This is a genomic window from Streptomyces sp. NPDC014889 (assembly GCF_043081205.1).
Lineage (GTDB): Bacteria > Actinomycetota > Actinomycetes > Streptomycetales > Streptomycetaceae > Streptomyces.
Genome location: NZ_JBIBWH010000029.1, coordinates 21,855 through 32,754 on the forward strand (window position 1 = coordinate 21,855; position 10,900 = coordinate 32,754).

At 71.6% G+C, this 10,900-nt stretch carries 7 protein-coding genes; 2 read left to right on the forward strand and 5 right to left on the reverse strand.

Annotated features, from left to right (window positions below; all coding sequences use genetic code 11):
- Positions 1-245: 245 nt before the first annotated feature.
- Positions 246-4,946 carry a MobF family relaxase gene (gene mobF, locus ACF09J_RS35205; protein ID WP_392309535.1) on the reverse strand — a complete coding sequence of 1,567 codons (4,701 nt, stop codon included), beginning with the start codon at positions 4,944-4,946 and terminating at the stop codon, positions 246-248.
- Between the two features lie 682 nt (positions 4,947-5,628).
- Between mobF and ACF09J_RS35210 the strand changes: the two genes are divergently transcribed.
- Entirely contained in the window at positions 5,629-6,033 is a 405-nt protein-coding gene (locus tag ACF09J_RS35210; RefSeq protein ID WP_392309536.1) for a hypothetical protein, read from the forward strand.
- Between the two features lie 185 nt (positions 6,034-6,218).
- Here ACF09J_RS35210 and ACF09J_RS35215 read toward each other — a convergent pair whose 3' ends face one another.
- The 3 genes from ACF09J_RS35215 to ACF09J_RS35225 all read right to left on the reverse strand — a co-directional run bounded on the left by ACF09J_RS35215 (position 6,219) and on the right by ACF09J_RS35225 (position 7,950).
- A complete protein-coding gene (locus ACF09J_RS35215) occupies positions 6,219-6,734 on the reverse strand; it encodes a hypothetical protein (RefSeq protein ID WP_392309537.1) in 516 nt (171 codons plus the stop codon).
- Positions 6,731-7,501 carry a hypothetical protein gene (locus tag ACF09J_RS35220; protein WP_392309538.1) on the reverse strand — a complete coding sequence of 257 codons (771 nt, stop codon included), beginning with the start codon at positions 7,499-7,501 and terminating at the stop codon, positions 6,731-6,733. Before ACF09J_RS35220 ends, ACF09J_RS35215 begins: the two co-directional genes overlap by 4 nt.
- Before the next feature lie 119 nt (positions 7,502-7,620).
- Positions 7,621-7,950, reverse strand: coding sequence for a hypothetical protein (locus ACF09J_RS35225; protein ID WP_392309539.1), 330 nt, complete (start codon positions 7,948-7,950; stop codon positions 7,621-7,623).
- 228 nt (positions 7,951-8,178) lie between these two features.
- Between ACF09J_RS35225 and ACF09J_RS35230 the strand changes: the two genes are divergently transcribed.
- Complete coding sequence (locus ACF09J_RS35230; protein ID WP_392309540.1) at positions 8,179-8,832, forward strand: hypothetical protein; 654 nt, start codon at positions 8,179-8,181, stop codon at positions 8,830-8,832.
- Between the two features lie 199 nt (positions 8,833-9,031).
- Here the strand turns inward: ACF09J_RS35230 and ACF09J_RS35235 are convergent, their stop codons facing one another.
- Positions 9,032-10,168: a hypothetical protein gene (locus ACF09J_RS35235; protein ID WP_392309541.1), complete on the reverse strand. Its 1,137-nt coding sequence runs from the start codon at positions 10,166-10,168 to the stop codon at positions 9,032-9,034.
- Between the last annotated feature and the right edge of the window lie 732 nt (positions 10,169-10,900).

A 10,900-nucleotide genomic window follows, 5' to 3' on the forward strand; every position in this document is an offset into this window, starting at 1 on the left:
CCGTAGGCGTCCTGGATGGCCGGCGGGCGGTGTGGTGCCCTCCGGGTGCCGTCCGACGAGGGGGCCGCACCGCGACCCACCACCATCTCCACCACCCCACCACCCGCACCCAAGATCCCTGCCCCCCACACCCTCCGCAGGGTGGCCGGGGTGTGGGGCGGAGCCCCGCGCAGTAACCGGTACTCGAGTAACGGCGAAGGGGCGGACCGCCTGGTGGCAGTCCGCCCCTTCCGGGTGCAGTCGGGCTACATCTCGACCTCGCGGCCGGCGCGCTCGACGGCCACGGGCTCCGGCGCCTGGACCACCTGGGGCTCGTCACGCCGTGCCCGCTCGGCCTCCTCCATCTGCCGCGTCTGTTCGCGGTCGGCCAGGACTTCCGTCGCCACCGTGGCGATGTGGACGGCCTGCTGCAGCTCCTCGCCCGTGAGGGTCCGGCCGGACTCGTGGGCCCGCTCGCGCGCCTGCTGCAGATGCTCGGGCTTGGCCTGCTGCTGTTCCAGCTCCGGTTCCACCTCGGCCTGCTGCACGTCCTCCGGAAGTTCCAGGGCCTCCGGCTCCGGTGCCCGCAGTTCCAGCTGACGCTTGGCGGCCTGCGCCTGCTCGCGCGTCGGCTCGGTGTGCTTGTGCCACGCGGCGCGGACGGTGTGGACCTGTTCCAGCTTCTCGACGTCCTCGGCCAGGGTGGCGGTCAGGGCCTCGTAGGACTCGGCGGTCTGCTCCAGCTCCTGGCGCTGCTCGTCGGTCTCGGCCTCCATCGCGGCGATGTACTTCTGCAGCGACTCGCGCTCGGCATCGGCCAGGGACTCGCTCGCCTCGCGCAGCTGGCCGGCAACGTGCGGCGGCGCCCACTCGGTCTCGCGGTCGTAGCGCTCGACCATGCGGCGCAGGGTCGCGTCCGACGCTCCGACCAGCTCCATCCGGTCCTCGGGCTCGCCCAGGGCGCGGTACGCACGGTCCCAGTCCTGACGGACGTCGACCGCACCGCGGCCCGGCCGCTGGCCGATCGGGTCGCGCTCGCTGTCGTACTCGTGCGCCTCGCGGTAGGCCAGCACCGACCCGGCGCGCTCGATCCAGCGTTCCCGCCAGGTCGGGTCCTCCGGCACGGGGCCGAACGTGTCCCGGGCCCACTGCGGCAGCTCCTCGGCCTCCGCCAGTTCCCGTCCCAGTTCCAGCCGCTTGGCCTCCGCGATTTCCGCGACGGCGCGGGCGTACTCGCCCTTCGGGCCTTCGATTCCAGCGGTCCGGTTCCGCCAGTCGGCGCGCGCCTCGGCGGCCTGGCGCTGCTCCTCCGCGATGCTGTGGCGCTCCTGGGTCTCCTGCCCGCCGTGCAGCACCTCGGCGCCCAGCTGCATGGCCATAGCCTGGTCCAGTGCTGCCTGCTGCCGTGCCTGCTCGGCCGCTGCTGCCTCCGCTGCCCGCTGGACCTCCAGCGGTTCGATGACCTGCGCCTGGATGAGTGCCTGCTGCGCGGCCAGGGCGTCCTCCTGGCTGCCGTTCCAGGCCAGCACGGGGGCCTGCTGCATGACCTCGGCCTGCCGGACGGCCTCGGCCTGGGCCTCGTCGCTCACCTCGTGGTCGACGTGGGCGACGGGCGCCACGGCCAGCTGGCCCATCAGGTCGTTGACCGTGGCTTCCTGGGCCTCGACGGCCTCGCCCACCCGCTGCTCGTCGGCCTGGACCTGGCGGCGCTCGGCGGCGTCGACGCTCTGTTCCAGGCGCCAGTGCAGCACCTTGCCCAAGTCCTTGGCGTCTTCCAGGCGGCCCTGCTGCACGACGTCACGCAGCATCTCGGTGGCGTCGTAGCCTTCGGCCTCGGCGCTGCGGCCGAGACGGACAAGGGAGCCGTATGCCTCGCTGTCGCGCAGCTCGCGGTACCGGTCTGGTCCCAGCTCCTCGTGCAGCAGACGGCCGAAGCGGACTGCGGCGTCCTCGGTCGCCAGGTCCTCCATCTCGTACGTGTGCTTGGCCAGGGAGCGGGACCATTCCAGCTCCTCACGCTGCACCTGCAGCGCGGACTTCTCGGCGCTGGAATTGTCGAGAGTCTGGGTCAGCACGGCCAGCTTGTCGGGGCGCTGCTCGACGGGCACGCCGGCCGCGTCGATGGCGACGTACGCCGTGTTGGAATCGCGGCCGCGCGTCATGGCGACGTAGATCGACTCCCGCGTTCCAGCGCCTTCCACGAGGGTGTGGGAGGTGTCGACGGTGCGGCCCTGGGCGGCGTGCACGGTGCCCGCGTACGCCAGGTCCACGTGGTTCTCGACGTACGAGGGCGGCAGCTGGAGGGTGTCTCCGTCGTCGTAGGCGACGGTCACGGCGCCGCTGTCGGAGATGCCCAGCACCTTCACGACGTCCCGGTTCGTGGCGAAGCGGTCGCCGCTCGCGGTGGTCAGGCGTCGGTTGTTCTCCCGCAGCTGGATCATGTCGCCCACGCCGACGGTGAGGCCGCGCTTCTCCAGCTCGATGCCCTCTTCTGCGACCAGTCCGAGCCGTACGAGGTCGGCGCGGGCGCGGGCCGCCAGCTCGTCGGCCTGCTCGTTGGTCGGGGCGATGAGCAGGGAGTTCTTGCCTCCCACGTGGTCGGCCAGCCACGACTGGTAGGCGGCGGCCACCATCTCCTCGCGGGTGCCGCCACGGAGGCGGCCGCGGTCCTCGTAAGCGGCCAGGGCCTCGCGCTTGCCGTCGCGCAGCTGCAGGGACGCGTCCTTCTCCCACTCGCTGGAGAAGCGCATCACCTGGTCGAGCCGGTGCACGTTGGGCAGTTCGTCGCTGAGCTGGGCGAAGACGCCGCCGGCGCCCACGGCGCTGAGCTGGCTCCCGTCGCCGGTGTACAGCACCTTGGCGCCCACGCGGTCCGCGTACCGACGAATCTCGTCCAGCTGCCCGTCCTCGGCCATGGACGCCTCGTCCACCATGACCAGCTGGCCGGGGCGGAGCTGGTGGGCGTCGCGGTCCGATTCCAGCACGGGCAGACCCTTTTCCAACCGGCGGTTGGTGTCCAGGAACTTGGCGATGTTCGCCGCGTTCTCCACGCCCTCCTCGGACAGCACGCGGGCGGCGCGCTGGCTGACGGTCAGACCGATGACGGGTCCGACTTCCTGCGTCCAGACGTCGTGGATCGCGCCCGCCAGACGGGACTTTCCAGTTCCAGCCGGGGCGGCCACGACCTCCATGCGGCGGCCGGAGCCGAGGATGGCGCGGAACGCCTTCTCCTGCCCCTCGTTGAGCTGGGCGCCGGCCACGGCCTCTTCGATCACCTCGCGGTCCACGGCGGGGGCTCCCAGCTCTGTGGCCTTGGCAATCAGGCGGCCGGTGCGCTCCAGGTGGGCCTCTGTGGCGTACCGGCGGGCGCCGTGGCGGGCGTAGATGGACTGTCCGTCCTCGCGGGTCAGCTCGGCGGGAAGCGGGACGAGGTTGGGCGCGGTCAGCCGCACAACGTCGGTGTCCGTGCCCGACTGCAGTGCGGCGTCGGCCAGCTCGTTCACGATCGCCTTGACCTGGTGGCGTTCCAACCCTCCGAGGCAGTCGGGCAGCTCCTTGGAAATCTCCACCACGAGGTCCGCGCGGCGCCATGCCGACTTCTGGTCTTGGACGTTCTCGACGGCCCGACGCACGACGTCCTCGGGGTCGAATTCCAGGCCCGATTCCAGCTCGGCCGCGTCGCGTTCCAACTCGGCCGTGGCTGCCTCGGCGGCGGCTGGAACGCCTGCCAGGGACTCGCGGGTGTCGGCCACCATGTCGGCCTCCCAGCGGGCCAGCAGCTCCTCACGCGGAACGGCCTCGGACTTGTTCTTCCGTGCGTTCAGGTTCGCCCACTGCGCCATGCGGGCCAGCTCGTGCGCGGACGGCGGCCGGCCGTTGGCGGTCTCCCACTCGGCGGCAAGCTCGGCAGTCTTCTTGGTGATGGTCTTCCGGCGGCTGCTGAACTTGTCCCGCTTCTCCTCACCGATGCCGACGATCTCGCGGGCCATGCCGTCCGGACGCATCGCCGCGCGCAGCGCCAGCTTGCGGTACAGGGCCTCGTCCGTGGTCTTCTCGAAGATGTGCCCGGCCGCCTTGGTGTGCCGGTAGATCTCCTGCCCGTCGATGGTCAGCCACTTGGTGCGGGTCTCGCCGGTCACCGGGTCGGTGGACGTGGCCTGGACCCGGTTCCAGATCGCGTTGTGCACGTGCATCTGCGGCTCGTTGTCCCGGCTCGTGTGCTGCCGGAATGACGCGATCGTCCAGCGGTGCGCGTCGACCTGGCGGCCGGTGGGAGTGCCGTCCGCGTCCTTGGCGCCGTGCCGCCCGTCCCGGGCGTACCCGGCCTCTTCCTGCAGGAATTCCAGCCCGGCCTGGACGCCTTCCATCACGCATTCCCACACGGCGTCAGCCTTGGCGGCGGCCTCGGCCGCGCCTTCCAGGTCGCCGGCGTCGCGCAGCCGCGCGGCCTCGATCTGGTACCCCGCGTGCAGCAAGGAGTACGACTTGGGCACCGAGAACGTGACGTCGTAGTACGACCGTGCGGAGGGGGCGTTCTGGCGCACCTTCAACTCCGCCGCGCGCTGCTGCTCGGGGGTCGAGTCGGGCCCCAGCTCGTCCAGCGCTTTGGCCACCCGCTCCTCGATGGACTTCGTGTAGTCCATCGGCTTCCGACCCACCCGGGCCTCGTCGTAGATGGCGGCTACCTGAGCCTTGTACTCGTCCGATCCGGGCTCAGCCGTGATCGCGGAGAGTGACGCCCGAACCTGCTCGTGCAGGCGGGGGTCGGTGAACTTCGAGTACATGTCGCTCATCAGCTCATGATCGACTTCACCCGTCAGACCAAGATCATTGGCGCCGTCTCCGAGCCAGATACCGGCCGGTTCCCCGGCCTGCTCGATCGCCTTCAGGTAGTAGTGCTCGCCACCCTTGCCCACCTGATTGATCAGGTAGCCGGGGTCGGATCCCGGGCTCACAGTGGCGGTCATGTGATCACGGTACGGGCCATCGGATGGTAATGCAAGGGTGTGTCAGAGAGATGCTTATACCTTGGGGTTGACAGATTGTTAGGTGGCCTTGGTGCTTGGTGGCTGTCTTAGGTCCGATGGCCTTCTAGGTGCTGGTGATCTGGGTCGTTGCTGGGGTACTTCCTGTCCGGTGGCCCTGGGCTCGTTGGTGGCTATGCTTCGGGACGCTGGCGGGCCGGGTGTTGACGGCTGCGGGCGGCTGCCCGCTACGCTGTGCCGGAGACGACAGAGGCCCGGACCCCGGACGTGGGGGCGGGCCTCGACTGTTACCAAGCGTGGTTTTCGGCGGCCGGTGCGCCGCCGAGTCCGGCTTGGCCGGACACCTCCAACTCTAGCGTGCACACGCTTTGATTGACCCGGCAACCGGGGCCCGCTGCGCCGTCCCGCAGCAAGCGCGGCCCCGGAATACGTGGTGGAAAGACACCGGATCCCGGGCAACCGAATCTGCCGAAACTGTGGTCTGGGGGGCGAGGGAAGGTGCGCGTCCCAGTGCCGTCGGCTGGCAAAAATTCCACCGTTTCTTTTTTGCCATGCTCTTGACGATTTGACTGTACTTGTACAGCATCATCGGTCATCTAGCGGCCTACAGGCCCTATCCAAAGCACAAGGGGGAGATATGCGAGTTCGCAACGCCCTGCTAGCCGTGAGCGCTTCGCTCGGACTGGCGCTCAGCATCCCGGGAACCGCCAACGCCGCCACCTACCCCGGCAGCGCGAGCGTCAGCAGCAGCTATGGAATGGCCAGCGCCACGTGGACGTGGGGCCCGGGCAGCGCCAACGGCATCAAACTGCACGTTCAGGACACCAACTGCAACTCCAACCCGGTGTTCGCCTACTTCCATGTCATACGCATGGGAGGCAAGGGCGAGTTCGATACCCCCAACAAGCGGTACGACTACAACGGGTGCAACGGCAAAGGGACCGACCACCCCGACCTGAAGATCTCGGACGGGTTCAACATCAAGTCCGTCGCCATCGTCGTGTGCAACGAGGGATTGCTTAGCAACTCCTGCAAAACAGGGACGGCGGCAGCCAACCCGCTCGGGTGACACGGATGCCCGGCCCGAGGCGGTGGGTACCACCGCCTCGGGCCGGTGTGACCCACGCGGCCCCCCATCACTGGCCCTGTCGGTCTGACGCCCGGGCGGTCTGGACACCGCTCGGGCGTTCTGCTGCCCGTGGGCCGCGAAGCGGCGGGCTTCGGCCGTGACCTCGGCATCGACCTGGTCCACGGTCACCAGAGGGTGTCCTGTCGGTCCCCGGAGGGGTGGCCAGCCGCGAGTGCGGCCGCTATGGCGGCTGGCTCCTCTCCCGGGGCGGCCGCCAGGATGGCGTCCCGGACGGCGACGGCCCGCCCGGCTGCGCCCCGCACGTCCGCGAGCGGGTGACCGGTCAGCCCGCGGCGGGCCTGGAAGTCCAGGATGTTCTGGAGACGGTCCCCGATCAGCCAGTGCGCCGGGTTCTGGCAGCTGGCTTCGTCGCACTTGTGCCGGATGATGGCGCCCGCCTGCAGGGCGGCCGTGCCCTGATGGATGGCGAACCCCAGCACGTGGGCCGACACCACGCGGGAGGTGCCCGCCGGGCGGCTACCCGCCCGGAGCTTGCCGTGCCCGGAGTCGCTGATGGCGCCCAGCCACCAGTGGCAGTCCGTGAGTCCGGGGCCGCGGTACACCTTCGCGTCGTAGCGCTCGGCGGTCGCTGGGTCGGCGGCCAGGGCCTGCCAGGGAACGGCCGGAGCGTGCGCGCTCACCGCGCGGCCCGGGCCGCGACGGGCTCGGCCGGCTCGGCACCCGCGCCCAGTTCCAGGGTCAGTTCCAGCTCCGGCTCCGACTGCTGGAACTCCTCGCGGCACTTCCCGCACAGCACCGAGCCGTCTTCCAGGAACTTTGGGCTGACCTGCATCCGGCGGGGCGGGGTGCAGCCGCATTCCACGGCCAGCCGCTTCCCGGCCCGGCCGCGGCCGCCGCGCGGGCCCGGGTTGTCCTCGCTCTGGGGCTCCGGCTGCTGGCCCTCGTCGTCCTCGGGCGCCTCGATGCGCGCGAGCGTCGCCGCATTCAGGCGCCGGATCTGGGCCGCGTACCGGCCGACCGTGGCGGCCGTGATCAGGGCCTCGCTGAACCCGATCACCTTCGCGGCCTTCTTCGGCGGCTCCAGCCCCAGCTCCCGGGCCAGGGCCGCGTACTTGCGGTTGTGCCAGCGGCCCGCACAGGAGGTGTCCCGGATGCCCCGGACGGCCGCGAGCGCGTGGGCTGCCTCGTGCAGCATCGTCTCCACGACCATCTCGCCACCCTTGGCGATGGCCTCGCCGGACACGAACAGCTCCGCCTTGCGGCCGGCGGCCGCCGCGTCCAGCCAGCGGTCCACAGTGTGGTGCCCCCACGTCAGGCTGTTCTTGCGGCGGCCGCGCCCAGTTCCAGTCACGATTACGACGTCTGGAACGTCCGGGTGATGCTTCTGGATCGCGCCCCAGGTCGATTCCAGGGCGGTGATGATCCGGGTCCCCTCCTGAGTCGTCATGCGTCAAATCGTAGCGTGCACACGCTATTTCAGGGGAGGGTCTGGCCGGAGTTGGAATGGCGGCGGCCGCCGCTGGAATCGGTGTTCCAGCGGCGGCCGTGGGGGCTCGCGTCGGTCGGTCAGGCGCCGTACTCGTACGCGTCGGTGATCAGGTCCATGGAACCGGTGCGCAACTCGTAGCGGGCCCGCAGCCAGGCGGCGGCCCGCTCGGGCTCGACGTCGGTCAGCCCGAAGTGCTCGCGGGCCGCGTCCAGTACGTCCTGGACGTCGACCGCCTCGCGGTCCTGGTGCTCCAGGTGAAGCGGGAGGGTGGGCATGCGGCGGGTCAGCCTCCGCCGGGCGGCGCTGATCGCGATGTCCGCCGACTCCCGCAGCTGGGCGTCCAGGTGGGCGGTGGCTCGCTCGGTGGCCCGGCGGTCGCGTCGACGCCGAAGGAATCCGGGGGTCACCACTTCCTCCTCGACATACGGGATGGTGTGCTGGCAGTACATCACCCTGGGAACCGGCTCGGCGCAACCCATTCGGCCGGTTCCGTGGCCGAACCGCGCCCCGGCTGGCGGGTCGCGGGACGGACCGGGTATCTCTACCGCACGACGGGACGAGCGGGTGATGGGGAGTTGGCCCTGGTGGTGCGGTGGCGACGGCCGGAGATACCCCTATGGCTGCGACGGCCTCCGGTGCCCGGGTCCCGGCGCTCGCAGCGTCAGCGAGCGGTCTCCGAACTGCGGGCCCAGGGCCGGTACGGGCCCGAACTCCGTGACGTCCTCCCTGGGTTCGTCGCCCTCGGCCTGGCCGTGCTCGCCCCCGTCCTGCTGCTTGTCTGGCTCTACCGCGCCCTCGGCGTCGGCGGCCCGGTGCTCGGCGTCGTCCTAGTGGCGGCCGCCGCGACCGCGGGCCTGCGCCTGCGCCGGACGGTCGTCCGCCGGCGCGGCGGCCACTACACCGCGGCGGAACTGGCCCGGCTCGATGACCAGGGCCTGGCGGTGGCGGCCGCGCGGATGCTGCGGCGCGACGGCTGGCGGGTGATCGACCTGAGCAAGCAGGAAGGGCGGCCGCGCCTGTACGCGCGGGACCGCCGGGGCCGCGAACTCGACGTCGCGTTCCGCCCGGTGGCCACGGCGGACGAGGGCGCGAGCGGGCCCGCTCCCCTGCGGGAGGCGGGCCGCCCCGGCGTCGACCGCCTGACCCGAGTCGTGGTCCACCTCGGCAGCTTCAGCCACCAGGACGTGCTCTGGGCCTCCCGCCAGGGCGGCGTCCACCTCCTCGACCGCCGTCAGCTGCAGCGCTGGGCGGACGGCGCCACCCTGGACGACCTGGGCCTGTCCGGCTGACGCCTCCTCGTGTTCTTGACCGTGGCGCGGCCGCCACGGGCTCCGGGGCAGCGGCGGGCTCTGCCACGCGGAACCGGGTAACAGTCCACTGCGACTGTTACCCTCCTGACCTGCGCAAATCATAGAAATGGGCCCTCTGAGGGCCCATTTCTGCTGTGCGGGGGCCAGTCGCCAATTGGGGACTGGCGGGGGAGTCCTGCTACTTCCTGCCCCGGGCAGTCTCCTCCGCCGTACGGGCCCGGTCCTCCGCCTCGCGGACCTTGTCCCGGGCCTCGTCCAGCTTGTCCCGCAGCTCGTCCACCCGGGTCTCCAGCGCGGTCACCCGGGCGCCGGCGCGCTCGGCGTCGCCCCGGGCCCGCTGCAGCTCGGTGTGCAGCTCGTCCCGGAGCTGGGCGGCGCTCTTCTCGACGGCGGCCACCCGGACCTCGGCGTCCCGCGTGGCCTGGCGGGCGGCCTCCTCCGCCGTGCGCACGCGGTCCTCGGCTTCGCGGACGCTGGTCCGCGCGTCCTCGACCTCCCGGGCGGCGTCGGCCTTCACCTGGGCGGCCGCCTTCTGCTCCCGCTCGACGGTGGCCTTCATCTCCTCGGCCTGGCGGGCGGCCTCGTTCTGGGCCCGGCCGGCGGCGGTCTCGGCGGCGGTGACGCGCTCGGCGGCGGCCGCCTCCACCTCCCGGATCTTCTCGGCGGTCTCGGCCTCCACCTGCTCGCGGTGCTGCCGGGCCTCCTCGGCGGCGCGCTCGGCGGCGGCGCGGGCCTCCTCGACCTCGCGGGCTGCCTCCGCCCGGATGCGCTCCACCTCGGCCTCGAACCGGGTCCGGGCATCGTCCAGTTCGGTCACGGCCTGCTCGGCTGCCTCCGCGGCGGCCGCCTCCGCGTCCTTGGCTGCCTTCGCGGCCTGCTCGGCGGTGATGCGGCGGGTCCGCTCGGTCGACGCCTCGCGCTGGGCCTCGGAGACCTTGGCGGCCGCGTCGTTGGTGACCGCGAGCATCTGCGCCTCGGCGGCCTCGGGGTCGGTGATGGTCTGCAGCTGCTCGACGTAGCGGCCCAGGTCGCCGGTCAGCCGCTCCATCTGCGCGATGACCTCGCCCCGGAGGTCCACGGCGGTGGCGGCGGCCATCGACACGGGGCGGTCCAGGTCGTCCGGCTCCGGGCGGCCGGCCGCCTCGGCGGTCTTCCGGCGCTTCGCCCGGAACGCGGTCAGCGCGGTGTGGTCCTCGCGCTCGCAGTACTTCGGCGCCGGGCCCGGGGTGCTCGGGTCCTTCGCCTCCGGCGGGTTCTCGCACCCCGGGTACTGGCAGGTGGGCCGCGCAACGGTCTCGGTCTGGGGCTCGCTCATCCGGGTCTCCCGTCATCGTTCCGACACTCTGAGTGTATCACATTGCATTGCATCATGTTACATTCCATAGCGAATGAATGAAACGAGATGCAATGCAATAGGTGGTTGATCCGTCCCGGCGGCCGGTCGGCGCGCGGTCGCGACGAGGACGGGCGACGGGGCCGGTTCCATAAACGGGCCCTCAGATGAGGGGCGGAAAACAGGAAGCGCCGGCGCGGCCGCCACGGCGACGGGTTCGCCGGACCGCCACGGCGGCGGCGCGCTGAGCGGAGCGCCCACGACGGGCCCGGCCACATCGCGGCAGCTGCTGCTCCCCCGCAACCACGGCGGGCGGTCCGGTCTGCTCACGCTCGCGCGTGCGTGACGGCGGCAGTACGGCGGACAACCCAACTCCGCCCAGGCAGACGGCGCTCCGGACCCCGGCCCGCCACCCCCTCCCCTCCCCGCTGGCCTCTTCGACGCGCACAACAGCGAGAGGTGTAGTCGGCGGACGGCTGGCCATGTAAACCGCCTAGGGATGCCGCCCAGGACTCCGGCCTGCAGACCCCACCCCAGCGCATCAAGAGATGCGTACGCTGGGGGCATGACGACGCGCGATGACCTGTACCGCCTGGTCGACCAGCTCCGCCCCGAGACGCTGGACGACGCGGCCGCCGCGCTGCGCCAGTACTCCCCCGCGGCCTCCGGCGAACCGCCGTACCCGGCCTCGGTCGGCGTGCTGACCGAGGCGCC

What these genes read in the sequence shown, in the direction of transcription:
- mobF (WP_392309535.1), bottom strand. Translation starts at nt 4,946, where the DNA reads ATGACCGCCACTGTGAGCCCGGGATCCGACCCCGGCTACCTGATCAAT.
- ACF09J_RS35220 (WP_392309538.1), bottom strand. Translation starts at nt 7,501, where the DNA reads ATGACGACTCAGGAGGGGACCCGGATCATCACCGCCCTGGAATCGACC.
- ACF09J_RS35235 (WP_392309541.1), bottom strand. Translation starts at nt 10,168, where the DNA reads ATGAGCGAGCCCCAGACCGAGACCGTTGCGCGGCCCACCTGCCAGTAC.